Annotated in this window: 16 protein-coding genes and 1 pseudogene; 4 read left to right on the top strand and 13 right to left on the bottom strand. The window is 69.2% G+C overall.

Annotation, left to right across the window (positions count from 1 at the left end):
* The first annotated feature begins 178 nt into the window (after window positions 1-178).
* Window positions 179-1,294 carry a DegT/DnrJ/EryC1/StrS family aminotransferase gene (locus BWR60_RS01090; protein ID WP_230982907.1) on the top strand — a complete coding sequence of 372 codons (1,116 nt, stop codon included), beginning with the start codon at window positions 179-181 and terminating at the stop codon, window positions 1,292-1,294.
* Window positions 1,295-1,311: 17 nt separating this feature from the next.
* On the opposite strand, the gene BWR60_RS01085 is transcribed toward BWR60_RS01090, so the two are convergent.
* From BWR60_RS01085 to BWR60_RS01070, 4 genes are read right to left on the bottom strand one after another with little or no spacing between them, the layout of a single operon-like run.
* A complete protein-coding gene (locus BWR60_RS01085; protein ID WP_088149147.1) occupies window positions 1,312-2,358 on the bottom strand; it encodes a radical SAM/SPASM domain-containing protein in 1,047 nt (348 codons plus the stop codon).
* Entirely contained in the window at window positions 2,348-2,989 is a 642-nt protein-coding gene (locus tag BWR60_RS01080) for a sugar transferase (RefSeq protein ID WP_179221578.1), read from the bottom strand. The genes BWR60_RS01085 and BWR60_RS01080 overlap by 11 nt, the downstream gene beginning before the upstream one ends.
* Window positions 2,986-4,461: a B12-binding domain-containing radical SAM protein gene (locus BWR60_RS01075; RefSeq protein ID WP_088149145.1), complete on the bottom strand. Its 1,476-nt coding sequence runs from the start codon at window positions 4,459-4,461 to the stop codon at window positions 2,986-2,988. The genes BWR60_RS01080 and BWR60_RS01075 overlap by 4 nt, the downstream gene beginning before the upstream one ends.
* Window positions 4,458-5,264, bottom strand: a complete 807-nt coding sequence (locus BWR60_RS01070) for a glycosyltransferase family 2 protein (protein ID WP_088149144.1) — start codon at window positions 5,262-5,264, stop codon at window positions 4,458-4,460. The genes BWR60_RS01075 and BWR60_RS01070 overlap by 4 nt, the downstream gene beginning before the upstream one ends.
* A 178-nt stretch (window positions 5,265-5,442) precedes the next feature.
* Between BWR60_RS01070 and BWR60_RS01065 the strand changes: the two genes are divergently transcribed.
* Window positions 5,443-6,456 (top strand): Gfo/Idh/MocA family protein, encoded by a 1,014-nt coding sequence (locus BWR60_RS01065; protein ID WP_088149143.1) that lies wholly within the window; start codon window positions 5,443-5,445, stop codon window positions 6,454-6,456.
* Window positions 6,457-6,459: 3 nt separating this feature from the next.
* On the opposite strand, the gene BWR60_RS01060 is transcribed toward BWR60_RS01065, so the two are convergent.
* The 7 genes from BWR60_RS01060 to nikA all read right to left on the bottom strand — a co-directional run bounded on the left by BWR60_RS01060 (window position 6,460) and on the right by nikA (window position 13,622).
* Complete coding sequence (locus tag BWR60_RS01060; RefSeq protein WP_088149142.1) at window positions 6,460-7,239, bottom strand: FkbM family methyltransferase; 780 nt, start codon at window positions 7,237-7,239, stop codon at window positions 6,460-6,462.
* 18 nt (window positions 7,240-7,257) lie between these two features.
* The gene (locus tag BWR60_RS01055) at window positions 7,258-8,265 is read right to left on the bottom strand and encodes an NAD-dependent epimerase/dehydratase family protein (RefSeq protein WP_088149141.1); all 1,008 of its coding nucleotides are present in this window, start codon (window positions 8,263-8,265) and stop codon (window positions 7,258-7,260) included.
* Window positions 8,266-8,637: 372 nt separating this feature from the next.
* Window positions 8,638-9,432: an ATP-binding cassette domain-containing protein gene (locus tag BWR60_RS01050; RefSeq protein ID WP_088149140.1), complete on the bottom strand. Its 795-nt coding sequence runs from the start codon at window positions 9,430-9,432 to the stop codon at window positions 8,638-8,640.
* Window positions 9,429-10,238, bottom strand: a complete 810-nt coding sequence (locus BWR60_RS01045; RefSeq protein WP_088149139.1) for an ATP-binding cassette domain-containing protein — start codon at window positions 10,236-10,238, stop codon at window positions 9,429-9,431. Before BWR60_RS01045 ends, BWR60_RS01050 begins: the two co-directional genes overlap by 4 nt.
* On the bottom strand, window positions 10,235-11,053 hold the full coding sequence (gene nikC / locus BWR60_RS01040) for a nickel ABC transporter permease subunit NikC (RefSeq protein WP_218823265.1): 819 nt from the start codon (window positions 11,051-11,053) through the stop codon (window positions 10,235-10,237). Before nikC ends, BWR60_RS01045 begins: the two co-directional genes overlap by 4 nt.
* Window positions 11,050-11,991: a nickel ABC transporter permease subunit NikB gene (gene nikB, locus BWR60_RS01035; protein ID WP_088149138.1), complete on the bottom strand. Its 942-nt coding sequence runs from the start codon at window positions 11,989-11,991 to the stop codon at window positions 11,050-11,052. The genes nikC and nikB overlap by 4 nt, the downstream gene beginning before the upstream one ends.
* Window positions 11,988-13,622, bottom strand: a complete 1,635-nt coding sequence (gene nikA / locus BWR60_RS01030) for a nickel ABC transporter substrate-binding protein (RefSeq protein WP_088149137.1) — start codon at window positions 13,620-13,622, stop codon at window positions 11,988-11,990. The genes nikB and nikA overlap by 4 nt, the downstream gene beginning before the upstream one ends.
* A gap of 162 nt (window positions 13,623-13,784) precedes the next feature.
* On the opposite strand from nikA, the gene nikR reads away from it, so the two are divergent.
* Window positions 13,785-14,195: a nickel-responsive transcriptional regulator NikR gene (gene nikR, locus BWR60_RS01025; protein ID WP_088149136.1), complete on the top strand. Its 411-nt coding sequence runs from the start codon at window positions 13,785-13,787 to the stop codon at window positions 14,193-14,195.
* A gap of 194 nt (window positions 14,196-14,389) precedes the next feature.
* Here the strand turns inward: nikR and BWR60_RS01020 are convergent, their stop codons facing one another.
* On the bottom strand, window positions 14,390-14,995 hold the full coding sequence (locus BWR60_RS01020; RefSeq protein WP_088149135.1) for a uridine kinase family protein: 606 nt from the start codon (window positions 14,993-14,995) through the stop codon (window positions 14,390-14,392).
* Between the two features lie 61 nt (window positions 14,996-15,056).
* On the opposite strand from BWR60_RS01020, the gene BWR60_RS01015 reads away from it, so the two are divergent.
* Entirely contained in the window at window positions 15,057-15,338 is a 282-nt protein-coding gene (locus tag BWR60_RS01015) for a hypothetical protein (protein WP_088149134.1), read from the top strand.
* A gap of 807 nt (window positions 15,339-16,145) precedes the next feature.
* Here BWR60_RS01015 and tyrS read toward each other — a convergent pair.
* Window positions 16,146-17,379 (bottom strand): annotated as a pseudogene (gene tyrS, locus BWR60_RS01010) (tyrosine--tRNA ligase).
* Window positions 17,380-17,479 lie beyond the last annotated feature (100 nt).

Genomic DNA, 17,479 nt, shown 5'->3' with positions numbered 1-17,479 from the left:
CGAGGGCGGAATGACCGCATATGGCGCAATCGAGCCAGGTTGCTCTGACCGAGTGGGTCGATCGCATTGCCGACTTCACTTTAGGCGGTTTAGCCTGATGTCGAGCTTGCCTGGTAACGGTGCCCGCGTGAGCCAGGCAATGGTCGTGCTTGCCGTCAATGGTTGCGGAGCAGATCGCGTGACGATAACCCTTGCCGACCTGAAGGCACAGAACGCCTCGCTGCGCGAACCGCTGGAAGAGGCGGCGCTGCGGGTTCTCAGGTCCGGCCGGTATGGGCTGGGCGACGAGGTGGAGGCCTTCCAGGATGCCTTCGCGGCCTATTGCGGCACGTCCTATGCCGTGGCGGTCAACTCTGGGACCTCCGCGCTGCAACTGGCGCTGCTGGCCTGCGGCATCGGGGCGGGCGACGAGGTCATCACCGTGGCCTTCACCTTCGTGGCGACCGTCGCCGCGATCCAGTACACCGGCGCGCGCCCGGTCCTGGTCGACATCGAGCCCCGGGCGTGGACGATCGACGCCGCGGCCGTCGCGGCGGCGATCACGCCGTGCACCAAGGCGATCGTTCCCGTCCACCTGCACGGCCGCCCGGCGGACATGACGGCCCTGGCGCCCCTGGCCAAGGCGCACGGCCTCCGGCTGATCGAGGACGCGTCGCAGGCCCATGGCGCCCTGCATGACGGGCGCCGGGTTGGCGCGATCGGCGACATCGGCACCTTCAGCTTCTACCCGTCGAAGCCGCTCGGCGCGCTGGGGGAGGGCGGCGCCGTCGTCACCGGCGATGCCGGCCTGGCCGAACGCGTCCGCCTGCTGCGCCATTGGGGGCAGGCCCAGCAGAACATCCACAGCCTCGCCGGCTTCAACATGCGGATGGATGCCGTGCAGGCGGCGATGCTGCGGGTGAAGCTGGACCATGTCGACCGCTGGTCGGCGGCGCGGGCCGGGCATGCCCGGCGGTACAGGGACGGGCTTGGGGACGGCATCGCCGGCCACCCGGTGGCGCAGGCCGGCTGCAGCGACGTCCACCACGTCTTCGCCATCGAAGTTCCCGAGCGCGACCGGGTGCGCGCGGCGCTGGCGGCGGCGGGGATCGAGACCGGGATCCACTATCCGCGGCCGGTGCATCTGCAGCCCGCCTATGCCGGCCTCGGCTACCGGCCGGGCGATTTTCCGGTCGCCGAGCGCATCGCCGTCCGGACCCTGTCCCTGCCGATGTTCGCGGAGATGACGGAGCAGCAGGTCGACGAGGTCTGCCGCGCGACGCGGCAGGCGATCGGCACCAGCGACGCCGTGTAGGCGCCCGCTCCGTCCCGCTACCGCAGCATGCCGAACCGGTTCAGTGCGATATGGACCAGGTGGCCGAAGGCGAATTTGCTGGCGTCGTAGGGCAGGTCGCAGCCGCGGCATGCGGCGACGCGGTCCGGCTGCCGCGCCAGCAGGGCCGCGCGCATCTGCCGGTACTTTGCCCCGTTCCAGATCGAGGGCAGGCTGTCGCTGACCAGGTTGCCCAGCACCGTCTTGTGCCGCAGGTCGCGGCAGCAGGCGACGACATCGCCGTTCGACGCCACATACAGCGACATCCACGGATAGGGGCACAGGTTGTAGCCGCGGCTGGCCGCCTTCTTGCGCTCGGCCATTTCGGGGACATGCCCGCCGGCGTTGTGGAAGATCCGGGTCCTGAAGGTCAGGCCGCGGGCTCCGGCGAACATCCGCTTCAGCTCGGCGAACCGCGCCGCCAGCGCCCCGGCATCGTCGACGGCGAAGGACGAGATGTCGGTCAGCTGGATGGCGATATGGGCCAGGGCCTCGTCGCCGGCCAAGCCCAGGATGTTGCGCCGGATACGGTCCCAGGACCCGGCCTGGCCGCGATGCGTCTCAAACAGCGCCTGGTCCGCGCAGAAATCGACATGCAGGACGTAGCGCACCCCCTCCTGCCGCGGCAGCGTGGCCAGCCGTGCCGGGGTGCAGTAGAAGCCGTTGGTCGCGAAGATGAAGTGCCGCCAGCCCAGCCGGACCGCCCGGCCGCAGATGTCGTCGAAGCTGCGGTTCAGGAACGGCTCGCCATCCAGCGTCCAATGCATCACATCGGTCCGGACGCCGCCCTCGCGCAGCCGGGTCAGGATCAGCTCCGCCGTGTCGGGCGCCAGCATGGACCGCGGGACATGGTCGAAGTGGCGCGGATCCGATTGCGGGCAGAAGGCGCATTTGAAGTTGCAGCTGTTGGTCAGCTCCAGCGAGACTTCCTCGGGCGGATAGCCCAGCACGGTGTCGCCGCGCACCTTCCAGGACAGCCCCGCCCGGGCATAGCGCAGGGTGCGGCCTAGGGCCTGCCGGGCGCGGGCGATGGGCTCAATAGGCACCGCTGCCGCCCATCACCGCCCGGAAGGTCCGGCGGACGATCAGGAGCTCGACGCCAGGCGTCCAGTCCAGCACGTATCGCAGGTCGAGGGCGATCAGCTCGGCGAAGCTGGTAGTGTTGCGCCCCGACACCTGCCACAGGCCGGTGATGCCGGGCCGGGTCCAATGGCGCTTGCGCACCCATTCGTCGTAGCCGGCCTGCGGGAACGGGCCCTGCTCGAAATCGCGGACGTCGAACGGCCTCGGCCCGACCAGGCTCATGTCGCCCAGCAGCACGTTCAGCAGCTGCGGCGTCTCGTCGATGCTGTAGCGCCGCAGGAACCGGCCCAGCCGGGTGATGCGGGGATCCTGCCGCGGCAGATAGAGGAACGGCACCTCGGCGCCGCCGGTGGTGTCCGCGGGCGGGCTGCCTTGCCGCATGCTGCGGAACTTGTAGATGGTGAAGGGCCGGCCCTGCCAGCCGAGCCGCCGCTGGCGGAAGAACGGGGTGCCCCGCAGGTCCAGGGCGACCAGCAGAGCGACGACGGCGAGCGGCAGCGCCAGCACCAGCAGCAGGCTCGCCGAGACAGCCACGTCGAAGACGCGCTTGCCCGAGACCGGGACGCGGGACGCGCTGGGCGGTGGCGCCGTCATCGCCGCGGCTGCGCCTGCCGCGCCAGCAGGAACCCGGCCTTCCGCTGCATGTCGCGCAGGAACTCCCGCGGCCCCATCATTCGCAGCAGCTTGATCGCGTACAGCGACAGCGCCACCGGGTTCTGCAGCAGCCGGCGGATCTTCAGTCGCCGCGCCCGGGTCATCGCCCACAGCAGGTCGGCCTCGTCCAGATCCTCGTATCGCAGGACGGAGGATCCCTGCCCCTCGTATTCGCTCCATTTGGTGGTGCGCAGCCAGCCGTTCCGCTGCGCCTGGTCGAACAGCTCGGTCCCCGGGATCGGGATGGCGATGGATGCCTGGAAGGAGGTGGTCCTCAGCGCGGCGGCCGCCTCCAGGGTCCGCTCCAGCGTCTGCCGGGTCTCGCCCGGCAGCCCGAAGACGTAGCTGGCATGGGTCAGCAGGCCGGCCTTGCGGCAGCGCCGTACCAGCGCCTCCACCGCGCTGCGGCGCACCCGCTTCTTGGCCGCCAGCCCGATTTCCGGATCGAAGGTCTCGACCCCGAACTTGACCCCGGAGCAGCCGGCCTTCTTCATGCGCCGCAGCGTCGCTTCGGACAGGCCGCGGTCGATCCAGCACGACCAGTGCAGCCGCACCGGCAGGCCCTCCATCAGCTCCGAGATCTCGAGTGCGCGCTTCTCGGTGAAGAAGGCGTCGTCGAAGAAGATCTCCCTGACGCCATGATCGGTCACCAGGGCCAGGATCTCCTCGCGCACATTCTCCAGCGGCCGGTAGCGGAACCGCGAGGACGGTCCGTAGTTGAGGGACGCCTCGACGCAGAAGGTGCATTGGAACGAACAGCCGCGCGACGTCATCACCGTGGCGTTGGGGAAGAACCCGGCGGACGGCTCGTTATAGGTCTGGACCGTCGCCGGGTCGCGGTGGGGCGGCGGCAGCTCGCGGAGGTCCAGGGGGGCGTGCCGGCCGCCGTCGACGACCTGCCCGTCCCGAAGGAAAGCCAGCCCCTTCGTCCGGGCGGCGGGCGCCCGGCCGGCCGCCAGGCCACGGCAGAGCTCCAGCAGGGTCTGCTCGTATTCGCCGATCAGCACGAAATCGGCGGGGCTGGAGCGCAGCACATGCTCCGGCATCGCCGTGGCGTGCTGCCCGGCCAGGCAGACCGTCGTTGTCGGGCGCAGCACCTTGATCGCGTCGCAGAATTCGAGGTCGCAGGCGATCGAGGCGGTGGAGGTCTCCAGCACCACGACGTCATGGGCCCGGTCCGCGATGTGCCGCAGCGCCTGGTCCTTCTTCTCCCCCAGGGCGATGCTGTCGCGCAGCTCGGCCTCGACGCCATGGGCCCTGAGGTAGCTGGTGGCGCAGGCCAGCGCGTAGGGAAAGGCATGGAACGGCATAGACCGGTCGCGCTTGCGGATCTGCGCCCAGCGGACGCCCGCGCGCAGGCCGTATTCCTCGGCGCTGTCGATCCAGGGCTGGTTCAGCAGCAGCACGCTCATGTCGAGGCGACCTTTCCGGTCATCAGCGCGAACCGGTGCTTCCAGACGAAGATCGCGATGTTGCAGAGATGGACCATCGACAGGCGGCCGAACCGCTTGCTGCTGCTCTGGCGGTAGACATGGGTGATCGCGACATCCGGCACGTAGTAGTTCCTGTAGCCGGCGAGGCGGGCGCGATAGCACCACTCCAGGTCCTCGCAATAGAATGGCTGCAGCAGGGTCCGGTCCAGCGCGCCGATCCGGTCGATGGCCTCCCGGCGCATGCAGAAGAAGGCGGTGATGAACCAGTCGACCTCGACCGGCCGGTCGTGCCGCAGGTCGTTCATCAGATAGCGCTCGACCGACCGCAGGCGTGGGAACAGGCGGTCCAGATGGGTGATGCGCCAGAAATAAGATCCCAGTGTCGGAAAGCGCCGGACATGGGCCTGCGGCGCGCCGTCGGGATACAGCAGGCGGCAGGTCGCGACCGCCGCATTCGCATGGCCGTCCATGAACGCCACCATGGCCGCCAGCGTGTCGGGCTTCACCACCGTGTCGGCATTGAGCAGCAGGACGTAACGGCCCTTCGCCAGCTCGATGCCCCGGTTGTTGTTCTCGATGAAGCCCAGCTTGGCGGGGTTGGTGACGACCGTCACCCGGCTGTCGCGGTATGTGCGGGCCAGCAGGTCCGCGGTGTGATCGGTCGATGCGTTGTCGAACGCGATCACCTCAAAATCCGCCGTGCTGGCCAGCACCGACGCCAAGCATGGATCCAACTCCACGCCTTCATTCGTCGAGATGACCACAACCGATATGTCGGTCATGCGATTCAGGCTCCCCACCCGAAATTCAGTCTAGCAGAGGCAGTCGGCGGCGCAACCGCACGGCCGATTATTTATTCGGCCTTCGATAAATTCTCGATGCCGACGGATAGAACTCGGCGATCAAGGGTGATAATTTGCGGGAAGCAGGCAGGTCGTGGCTTCGGGGGGAGAGCGCTGCATGCGAATTGCCGTGATCGGATTCGGATACTGGGGGAAGATACTGTCCCGGTGTCTGTCGGGAGTGCCGGGGCTCGATCTGTCCTTGATCGCCGACATCGACCCTGTGCGGCGCGAGGAGGCCCGCCGCCGCTTCCCGGATGCCGGGCTCGCCACCGGGCCGGCCGAGCTGTGGGGCAGCGGCCCGCTGGACGCCGTGGCCATCGCCACCCCGGCCAACACCCATTACGACCTCGCCAGGGCGGCCCTCGATGCCGGCAAGCATGTCTGGATCGAGAAGCCGGTGGCGGAGACGGCGGACCAGGCGCGGGCGCTGGTGATGCTGGCGCAGCAGCGGCGGCGCACCCTGTTCATCGACCACACCTTTCTCTACAGCGACAGCATCCGGCTGATCAAACGGATGCTGGTGCGCCGGGATTTCGCCGGGCTGTGCCGCTATGAATCGGTGCGCACCAACAACGGCCGGTCGCGCCAGGACGCGTCGATCTTCCACGACCTAGCGATCCACGACCTCGCCATCCTGGATTTCCTGGTCGGCGAGAGCCCGCTCGCCGTCTCCACCAGGGCGCTGCCGGCGCCGGGCGCCGCCGTGCCGGGCGACCAGCACATCATGCTGTCCTACGCGTCGGGGGTCAGGGCCGATATCCGCGTCAACTGGTCCGCCGCGGCCAAGGCCAGGCGCATCGTCGTCAGCTCGGACCGGCAGGCGGTCGAGTTCGACGACCTGGAGCAGCACCACAAGGTCAGGCTCCACGAATTTCCCTTCGCCGAGGCGCCCGGCGGCGACGGGTTCCACGACCTCGACGCCGATCGACACAAGGCCAGGGTGTTGCCGCTGCACCGCCAGAAGGAAACCCTGGCGAACGCCGTCGAATGCTTCCTGCACTGCATCCGGACGGGGGAGCGGCCGGTGTCCGACGGCTGGCAGGGCGTGCGGCTTGCCACCATCGTCGAGGCCTGCCTGTCCTCCGGCCGGGCCGGCGGACGGTGGATCCCGGCGATGACCGCCGCCTGAAGCCTAGGGTGGCCTGATCAGGCCGGCCTTCGACTCCGGCACCAGATAGACGTTCTCCTCGGAGACCTCGCCCGCCCGGAACGCGCCGTCGAAGCGCCAGACCCGATAGCCCCAGGGCGACAGCAGCCCGAGCACCCTGGCGATGTCCAGCACCTGGCTTTCGGCGAAGATGATCGGCCGGGACGACGCGATCGTGCCCAAGCCGCCGGCGATCACCTCGTGCTCGTGCCCCTGCACGTCGATCTTGATGAAGAACGGGTCGGTCCCGAAGCTGTCCAGCGTGGCGGCCCGGACGGCGATCCGGCGGATCCCGACGCAGCCGGGATCGAAGCCGAACAGCGTGTCCGGGCTCAGCCACCGGCGCGCCTCCGCCTCGCTCAGCGAGGCCAGGCCATCGAAGGCCAGCCCGCGATAGGTCGGCACGTGGAGCGCGACCTCCCCGGCCCGGTCCGACAGGGCCACCCGGTGCAGGGCGTCCGGCGGGCGGTACAGGCGGGCGATGCGGCGCGCCATCTCGGGGTTCGGCTCGAACCCCTCGGTCCGCGCTTGCGGGCACAGGGTCCGGATCGAGTGGGTGGCCCAGCCGCGATTGGCGCCGACATCAAGGAACAGCGCCCCGTCCGGCACCTCGATCAGCCGCAGCCCGTCCAGCTCCCGGTCATGCGCCGAGCGCGTCAACCGGCGCCAGCGGTGCTCGGTGGATTTGCCCAGCTCGCGCAGCAGCGGGATGTGGACCTGCGCCGTGCGGGCGGCCTTGCGGAACAGCTGATGCGCTCGGCCCACCGCGTCGTCTCCGCCGCCCTAGATGATCGACTCCGCCCAGGTCCTGGGTGTCCGCTCGTTGCGGATCTCGATCTCGCAATCATAGCGGAACGGCCGCGGCCCCTTGGCGCGGATCCAGGCGATCATCCCGGCCAGGCCGTCCCGCAGCGTGTAGGTCGTCCGGTATCCCAGCAGGCGCCGCGCCTTGTCGGAGGCGCAGAACGCGTCCTGCACCTCCAGCGGCCGCGGCGCCATGAAGATCGGCGCCAGCTCGAACTCCAGCTGGCCGGCGATCTCGCGCGCCAGCTCCAGGATGGTCACCACCTGCTCGTCGGGGCCGAGGTTGAAGACCTCGGACCGGATGTCGGGATCGACGCCGAGACGGACCAGCGAGGGCACGACGTCGGCGACGAAGCTGAAGCAACGTCGCTGGCTGCCGTCGCCATAGACGATCGGCTGCAGGCCGCGCAGCATCCGGTTGATCATGATGCTGGCGACGTTGCGGTAGGGGTCGTCGTAGCGCTGGCGCGGGCCGATGATGTTGTGCGGGACCGCGATGTTGAACGCAACGCCATGCGCGTCGCACAGCGTGCGCAGCATCTGCTCGCCGGCCACCTTCGATATGGCGTAGGGATCCGCCGGCCGGGGATCCTGGTGCTCGGCGAAGGGCGGGGCGTTGCGGCCGTAGCGCGCCATCGACGAGCAATAGACGATCCGCCCGACGCCGGCGGCGATGGCGGCGCTGATCAGCCCCGCCGTCGCGTTGATGCCATGCGTGCTGATCAGGTGCGGCGAGAACACGCTTAGGCCCTCATGGGCCAGGGCGGCGCAGTGATAGGCGACGCGGGTGCCCTGCAGCATGTCGGAATAGCCGGGCCGGTCATTGCAGTCGGCCACGCGAAAATCGACCCCCGCCGGCACGTTCTCGGCGCTGCCGCCCAGCAGGTTGTCGATGCCGGCGACCCGGGCTCCGCGGCTCAGGAACGCATCGGCCAGATGGCTTCCCAGGAAGCCGGCGACACCGCTGATGAAAATCCTGTCGGTCACCTGGCACCTCCCCCGACGCGCCTCGTCCGACCTGATTCACAGCCTCAATCAACTCGGCTGTGCTTGATCTACTTGAGGCTAGTGCACGGGAACGCTGATTGCAACCTGGGCTCCCTCTGCGCCTGAAGCCCGGTCCGGTGTGGTGACGATCGTGTCCTCGGGAGTGGTGTACAACGAGCCCAAGGGGCCATGTCCGCTTTGGGGAACCGAATTCGACGACCGGTTTCGGGCGCCCTTCAGGACGCTCGGTCGATCGGGGAAGGGCTTTCCCGGCCAAGTCGGGCTGAGTCCGGTTTGGGCAGTCCGTGTAGATGGCCGCTTGTGGCGCCATCGCGCCCCCAGCGGACCCGCAGTCGAGCCGAGCGTATCGGCTCAGCTCGCCGTTCGAGCAACGGGCATTGGCGGCAAGACCGCGTCCCGCAGCAGCTCCAGCGTCTCGCAGCGAACTGCCGGTGCGGCGATGTCGCCGACCGCGACGGTGCGGCCGTCCTCTATCACCACGGCGCGATCGCAGAAGCCCGGCACCAGCCGGATGTCGTGGGTGATGAACAGGTAGGCGATGCCGCTCCGGCGTCGCAGCTCGGCCAGCAGGTCGAGGATCCGCCCCTGGGTCGTCATGTCCAGGCTGGACACGGCCTCGTCCAGGATCAGCAGCCGGGGGCCGGGCGCCAGCGCCCGGGCGATGCACAGGCGCTGCAACTGGCCGCCGCTGAAGCGGTGTGCCGGCTTGCCGGACTCCGCCGGATCGAGGCCGACCTGGCGCAGCAGCCCGTCGACCCGCGCCCGCAGCGCCGGACCGCTGAGCCGGTCGAAGTTGCGCAGCGGCTCGGCCACCACCTCGAAGGCGGTGAAGCGCGGATTGGTCGCCCCGAACGGGTCCTGGAACACCGCCTGGATGTCCCGCCGCGCCTGGACGGCGTCTGGCCGGCCGCGACCGGCCAGGGGCGCCCCGTCCAGCAGCACCGCGCCGCTGTCGGGCGCCTCGATCCCGAGGATCAGCCGGGCCAGCGTGCTCTTGCCGCAGCCGCTGGGGCCGAGCAGGCCGACGCATTCCCCGGCCGTGATCGACAGGCCGGCCCCTTGCAGGACCTGGCGCGGCGGCCGGCGGTCGAATAGGCCGCCCTGGCGGTAGGATTTCGAGACGCGGTCGACGGAAAGCAGGGTCATGCCGCTTCGGCCCCGCCCGACGACGTGCCGGCCCGGTAGAGTCGGCGATGCGCCTCCAGCAGCGCCGCCGCCTCGGGGGAGCGCGGGGCGTGGAACAGCTCGCCCACAGCCGCGCTCTCGACCACCCGGCCGCCCTGCATCACCGTGACGGTGTCGGCCATCCGGGCGGTGACGGACAGGTCGTGGGTCACCAGTAGGATGCCCAGGCCGCGGTCAGCCCGCAGCCGGTCGAGCAAGTCGAGCAGCTGGCGCTGCGACACCAGGTCGAGATCGGTGGTCGGCTCGTCCGCGATCAGGAAGGCGGGGTCGTGCACCAGGGCCAGGGCGATCATCGCCCGCTGCAGCATGCCGCCGCTCATCTGGAACGGGTACAGCCGCAACAGCGCCCGGGGATCGTCGAAGCCGACATCGACCAGCAGCGCCGCCGCCCGGTCGGTGGCAGCCTGCCCGCGCAGCCCGGCCAAGGCGAGGCTCTCGCGGAAATGCCGGTCCAGCCGGACGATCGGGTTGAAGCCGCTGCGCGGGTTCTGCTGCACCAGCCCGGCCACCCGGCCGCGCAGCCCGGCCACCGCCGCGGCATCCAGCGGATGGCCGTCCAGCCGGATCTCACCCGCCGCCCGGCGGAGATTCGGCGGCAGCAGCCCCAGCACCGACAGGCAGCTCAGCGTCTTGCCGCTGCCGCTGGCGCCGACCAGGGCATGGACCTCGCCGCGCCGCACGGCGAAGCCGGCGCCGTCGACCAGGACCCGGCCGCCGGCCTCGATGCGCAGGCCATGGACGGAGAGGGAGGATGGCGCCGCGGTCAATGCACACTCTCCTTCAGGTTCGGGTCCAGCCGGTCGCGCAGCGCGTCGCCCAGCAGGTTGAAGGCCATCACGGTGAGGAAGATCGCGGCGCCCGGCAGCACGATCAGCATCGGCGCGGTCCAGATGAACGGCCGGGCGTCGTTGATCATGATCCCCCATTCCGGCGTCGGCGGCGCCACGCCGAGGCCGAGGAAGGACAGGCCGGCGACATGCAGCATCCAGTGGCCGAGGTCGAGGCTGGCCAGCACGGCCAGCTGCCCGCCGATCACCGGCAGCATATGGCGGCGGATCACGGCGATACGGCCGCCGCCGGCGACGCGGGCCGCGGTGACATAGTCGCGCGACTTCAACGACAGGGTCAGGCCGCGGACCAGCCGGGCATACCAGGCCCAGTGCGACAGCACGATGGCGATCACGACATTGGTCAGCCCGGTGCCCAGCGCCCCGATCAGGAACAGCGCCAGCACCAGGGTCGGGATGGTCATGAAGGCGTCGCAGATCCGCATCAGCACCGCGTCGACCCAGCCGCCGGCATAGCCGGCGATGCAGCCGACGACGACGCCGATGGCGACCACCAGCACGAAGACCAGCGCCACCGAACCCAGCGAGGCCCGCGTGCCCCAGACCAGCCGGGCCAGGATGTCGCGGCCGAGATGGTCGGTGCCCAGCCAATGCGCGGCGGAGGGCGGCAGCAGCTTCTGCTCCAGGTCGGCCGCCATCGGGTCGGGCGGGCCGAGCCAGGGGGCGAGCAGCGCGGCGCCGACCAGCAGCGCCACGACCAGGACCGCCAGGGCCAGCAGCGGGCGGCGCGTCACGCGGCCCCCCGCGCCAGCCGGATGCGCGGGTCGATCCAGGCGTAGACGATGTCGACCGCGAGGTTGCAGAGGACGAACACCGTGGTCATCACCAGGATGAAGCACTGCAGCGCCGGGAAGTCGCGGTTCGAGATCGCCTGCAGCGCGTAGCGGCCGACGCCCGGCCAGCCGAACACGATCTCGACCACCATGGCGCCGCCCAGCAGCTCGCCGATATGCAGGCCGACGGCGGTGACCGGCGGGATCAGCGCGTTCAGCAGGACGTGGCGGCCGACCACCACGCGTTCCGGCAGGCCGCGGGCGCGGGCGAAGCCGACATGGCGCTCGCCGAGATGCTCCAGCACGCTGGACCGCACCAGGCGGATGTTGATGCAGATCGACATCAGCGCCAGGGCGAAGGCCGGCATCAGCAGGTGCTGCAGCCCACCCTTGCCGAGCGGCGGCAGCCAGCGCAGCGTCACCGAGAACAGCAGGATCAGGAGGAAGCCCAGCCAGAAGCTGGGCAGCGACACGCCGAGCACGGTGAAGGCGCGGGTCAGGTGGTCCGGCCAGCGGCCCCGGCGCAGCGCCGCCCAGACGCCCAGCGGCAGGCCGAGCCCGATGGTCAGGGCCAGGGCGGCGCCGGCCAGCTGCAGCGTCGCCGGAAGGTAGTGCAGGATCTCCGGCAGCACCGGGCGGCGGGTGACCCAGGAGGTACCGAAATCGAGCGCCACGGCGCCGCCCAGCCAGGACAGGTACTGCTCGGCCAGCGGGCGATCGAGGCCGAGCTCGGTGCGGGCCAGCGCCAGGGCGGCGTCGGTCGGCGGGATCTGCGACAGCCGCAGATAGTCGAGCGCCGGGTCGCCATGGCCGAGGCGCAGCACCAGGAACACGCCGATCGAGACCAGCAGCAGCAGCGGTACCAGGGTCAGGACCCGGCGGAGGACGAAACCGATCATCCCGCCGCCCGGGTGATGCGCTCGAACGGGATCTCGTTCTCGGTGAAGCCGAACCGGTCGACCGCCACCCCGATGGGATGCACCGCGGTGACGGTGGTGTAGGAGACCGGCAGATACACCGCCTGTTCGTGCAGCGTGGTCAGCAGCCAGCGATAGTCGGCGCGGCGCGCTTCCTCGTCGGTCGAGACCAGCACCTGGCCGATCCGGGCGTCGATCTCGGCCTTCATCGCCAGGCCGCGCTGGGCCTGGTAGTCGGCATGCGACGGCACCCGCATCGAGCTCATGAAGGAATGCGGGTCGTAGGGCGCGCCCCAGCTGTCGCTGGTGATCATGCCGAAATCGCCGGAGCGCTGGCGGCTGCCGACCGAGTTCGACTCCTCGCCATGCAGGCGGATGGCGATGCCGACCGGCCGCAGGTCGGCCTGCACCGCCTCGGCGATCGCCTTCTGCAGCGCATCGGCGCCGGGGAAGTAATAGTCGATCGCCAGCTCCTGGCCGTCGCGCTGCCGGGTGCCGTCCGGCCCGGCCGCCCAGCCCGCCTGGTCCAGCAGCCGGGCCGCGGCGTCGCGGTCGAAGGCATAGGGGGGCAGGCCGAGATCGGTGTAGGGCAGGTTGGTGGCGAACAGCGTCTCTGCCGGCGCCTCCAGGCCCAGCAGCACGTTGCGGACGATCGAGCCGCGGTTGACGCCGTGCAGCACGGCCCGGCGCACGGCGAGGTCGGCGGTCGGCCCCTGGGTCGTGTTCATCGCCAGCAGGCGGGAGGACATCGGCGGCGAGATCGCGACGGTGAAGCGCGGATCGGCTTGCAGCCGGCGGATGTCCTGCGGGCTCAGCTGGTCGGTGCCGTAGGCCAGGTCGATGTCGCCGGTCTCCAGCGCCAGGCCGCGCGTGGTCGGGTCGGGGATAACCAGCACGGTGATGCGGGACAGCGCCGGCTTCGGCCCCCAATAGTCGTCGTTGCGCGCGAACACATCGCGCTCGCCCAGCGCGGTCTCGACCAGCTTCCACGGACCGGTGCCGACCGGAGCCGCGATGCCCTTGCTGGTGTCGCCGTCGGCCGGGATTGCCTTGGGCGACAGGAAGCGCAGCGGCCTGATCAACGACAGCTCGTACAGCGCCGGGTAGTAGGGCCGGCGCAAATGCAGCCGGAATGTTGCCGGGTCGGCGGCCTCCGCCGCCTCGATCTGGGCGACGATCTCGAGCCAGCTGTGCCGGTCGCGGTTCTTCAGCACGGCGTCGAAGTTGGCCTTCACCGCCGCGGCGTCGAAGGCGGCACCGTCGGTGAAGCGGACTCCCTGGCGCAAATGGAAAGTGTAGACCCGGCCGTCGTCGGACAAGGTCCAGTTCTCCGCCAGGCATGGCTCGATCCGCCCGCCCTCGCCGTAGCGCACCAGCGGCTCGTACAGCATCGACTGCGCGAACATCTGGTTGGGGTTGTACAGGTGCGGGTTCAGCGGCCCGACATTGGACGGCCAGGAATAGGTCAGGCTATCGCCGTCGCTCTCCGCCGCCCAGGCCGAGCCGGGCAGCCGGAATGCACCTGCCGCCGCGATCCCGGCCGCCCCCCAAGCCAGCGCCGCGCGGCGGGTGAGCACGGGGTTGCCCGAGCCGACCGGCGGAAACGATGCCATGGCGCACTCCTTGCTGTCGCAGCCATGGGCCGCCAGCCGGTCGACAGGACGGCTGGAACGGATAGAATCCGGTGACCCGAGGCGATTTGTATGAAGTCTTCTTCAGAACTTCATACGAAGCTCCTCCTGTCCTGTCTAGCGGCGATCGCCGCGGGAGCGGTGATGCAACGGATCACGATCAGCCTGGAAGACGAGCTGGCCGAGGCGCTGGACGCGCATGTCGCCGGGAAGGGCTACGCCAACCGGTCGGAGGCGGTGCGCGACCTGATCCGCGAGATGGTGGCGCGCGAGGTGGCGGCGACCGGGGATGCGGCGCAGACCGGCATCGGCGTGCTGAGCTACATCTTCGACCATGAGCGCCGCGACCTGGCGCGCCGGCTGACCCACACCCATCACGACCATCACGTGATGAACCTGTCGACGCTGCATCTGCATCTCGACCACCACAACTGCCTGGAGGTGGCGGTGCTGCGCGGCCCGGTCGGTGAGATCCGGGCGGTGGCCGACCAGGTGACGGCCGAGCGCGGTGTCACCTTCGGAGATCTCAGGCTAGTGGCCGATCCGGCGAAGTGATGAGTCTCTGACGGAATGTCGTCGGTCCTCAGTGAATGGCCGGTTCTGAGCGAACTGGAGCATGACCGCTTTGGCGACTGTCGATAACGCCGGGCGAACTGAATAGACGCGAGAGCAACCGGTGTTGCAGATGTCCGCTCTCGGAACGCGCGCGAAACGGCCGGAAATGGCGCCCTTCGGCCGGGCCAGATCGCTCAGCAGGCGCCCCGACCTGCAACACGAAGATCGGCGCGCTCCCAGGGCTTGCTTTCCAGATATAGATCGACACTCGGCAGGAACATCTCTCGCCATTCGCGCTCCCAGGCGCCCACGCCCCGCTGGAGCGCCGCGGAGAATGTCGTTGTAGCATCGCTGTCGACCCAGATCCGCAGGTCATACAGTGGCGCCAGCTCTGGATGCAGCGCCGAAACACCCTCGATGATGACGGGCTTTTCGAGCGTGATGGTCCGCGGCTCGTCTTGCACCTGGCGTCCATCCCAGTCATAGGGGCGATAGGCGCACCTCCCGTGCTGGGCAAGGGACTTCACTGCATCGAGGAACTCGTCGTAGCGGATATAGCCGAAGGGAAACGATGGCGAGGTCCGCGAGGGCCAGAGGGCTTCCGGTTTCACGAAATCGTCGAGATAGAGACATTCCGCGCCCAGGGCGCCGGCCAACCCGTCGGCGAGGGTCGATTTGCCCGACACCGGCAGTCCGTCGATCGCAATAAGACGTAACGCAGGTCTCGCGAGAGCGAGTGCCACTGCGTCATCAAAGCTGAGCTTCTGGCGTACGGTTGCCTTCATCCGTCTGAGCATCATATCGCAAATCCGCAAGCCGGCGCTTAGGATGCCGGCGAGGCGACGGTATCGGGACTGAGCCATGTCGGACGAGGCGGACCATCGCGGCTTCAATCAGGCACTGCTCTCCGCTCGAGAGCATGCACATCGGATCCTCAAGGCCGAGTTGGAGCGGGTTCGCCGCACCGGCGAGCTCAATGAGGCTGTGACCGACGAGCTGCAGCGCATCGTTGCCGAGTTGTGGAAGGAAAGCTTGAGCGCCCGGATGCCGATGCTTGGGGCTGCGGTTGAGGATCGGGCGGCCGAGACGATCCACGGGATCAGGAGCAAGGCCACCAACGAAGACCCCGATAGCAATCAGTGATGGCGGGCGAGACGGCTTCCGGGCGACAGCTCGTGTGTCCGCAATCGGGATACCGGCTCAATCACCGCTTGTGTTTAGGGCTTCGGATGCCGGCCCTGGCGCAGAAAGTAGTGCCGGGAGCGGGGCCGGCGTCCGAAGCCCTTCAGAGGAGGAAGCCGCGGTCAGCCCGAGAGGTGTCGGCCAGTTGAGACGAGGTTATGGGGATTGCGTTTCGCGCCAGGTGCCGAGCGGTTGGGGTGCGGGCGATGATGGCGGCCGCCAACGCCGTCCGGAGGTATCCGGAGCAATCGCAGTGCGGGCTGAGGCTGAGCCGGAGGCAAGAGAAGGACGGGTTTGACGGCGTTCGGCGGGGAGAGGCGCAGCCGGGCCGGAGCCGTGGCCGAAGGGCGACAGCATGGCGGGCTCGGGCGTGTCGGCACAGCGGCATTCATGAGGTGTCGAAGCAGAGGGGGAGGCTGGCGGCGGTGCACGGGGAGCGGCCGCAGCCGAAGCGTTCGATGATGCGCATGCGCCCGCCGCAGCAGGGGCAGGCCGGCAGGGCCGTGGTCTCCAGCTCATCCGGTTCGGGCTCATCGTCCGGCACGGCGGGCTGGTCGCTGGCCTGTTCGGCGATCAGCGTCCGGAGCCGGTCGAGATCGATCGCATTGGGGCCTTTCGCCAGCAGGCCGTAGTGGCGGATGGCCGAGCTCGCCTGACGGACTCCGGCGGCGGCACAGTGATGCCGCCGCCGGCTGCCGTGAGGAGCCAGGTCGCTCCTGGGTCACGACACACGGTGGCCGATATGATTTGCTGAGCGGGAAGCCCCGCTCACCATCTCAGACCATTCCGGATGAGGGCGTGTCGTTTTCGTCCGGCCGAGAGTTTGATCACGCCGCCCTGCACATGTCCCTCGGTTAGGCGTGCCGCGTCATCTGTAATGACCGCGCCGTTCACCCGAGCGCCGCCGCCCACCAGCAGGTCTACCAGCGGCACGCCCTCCCGCAGCCGATCAGCTTCGACGACGATTGCGGGCAGCCCGCCCGCTGCCCGGCCCCCTTCGAAAGCCTGTAGGGCGGTCTCGCGTGCGGCTTCCGCCGCGTCGCGTCCGTGACACAAGGTCGTCACTGCATCGGCGAGCACCTTCTTCCCCTGGTTGGCTTCGCTGCCTTGAAGCACCTCCAACCGCGCGATCTCGTCCAGCGGGAGCTCGGTGAACAGGCGCAGGAGGCGGCCGACGTCGCGGTCTTCGGTGTTCCGCCAGAACTGCCAGAAGTCGTATGGGGTGAGCCGTTCGGCGTTGAGCCACACGGCCCCTGAAGCGCTCTTGCCCATCTTGACGCCCGATGAGGTGGTGAGGAGCGGCGCGGTCAGGCCGAAGAGCTCGCGGCCGTCCGCCCGGCGCCCCAGCTCGACGCCGTTCACGATATTTCCCCACTGATCGGACGCGCCGAGCTGAAGCGTACAGCCGCGGGTGCGGGCGAGCTCCAGGAAGTCGTAGGCCTGGATCACCATGTAGTTGAACTCCAGGAGGGACAGCGACTGCTCGCCCTCCAGTCGCTGGCGCACGCTGTCGAAGGTGAGCATCCGGTTGATGGAGAAGTACCACCCGACCTCGCTGAGGAAGTCGATGTAGCCGAGGCGGCCCAGCCACTCGGCGTTGTCGACCATCACCGCATCGGTCGGCCCTTCGCCGAACACCAGGAGGCGGTCGAACACTCGCCGGATGCCGACGAGATTGGTCCTGATCTGCTCGCCATCCAGAAGCGGACGCGAGGTGTCGCGAAAGCTCGGATCACCGATCCTCGTGGTGCCCCCCGCCCATCAGGACAATGGGCTTGTGGCCAGTCTTCCGCAGCCAGCGCAGCATCATGATCGGGATGAGATGGCCGGCATGCAGGCTGTCGGCCATGAGATCGAAGCCGTTGTAGGCGATCACGGGGCCGGCGCAGGCCCGTGCGTCGAGCCCGGCCAGGTCAGTGCACTGGTGGATGAAGCCGCGCTCCGAGAGCGCGCGCAGGAAATCGGATCGCAGTGTGATGGGCTGATCGAGGCGTATCGACATCTCGGGTCTCCGTCATGGGCCGAAGGCCGGAGACCTCTTGCTGATGCACACGCCGCCGACCTTGCGGCGTCGTGGGTGTCAGGAAAATGACCTTGCGCGC

The sequence above is a fragment of the Inquilinus limosus genome (assembly GCF_002195995.1).
Taxonomy (GTDB): Bacteria; Pseudomonadota; Alphaproteobacteria; order DSM-16000; family Inquilinaceae; genus Inquilinus; species Inquilinus limosus_C.
This window is presented reverse-complemented; position numbering and strand designations above follow the sequence as displayed.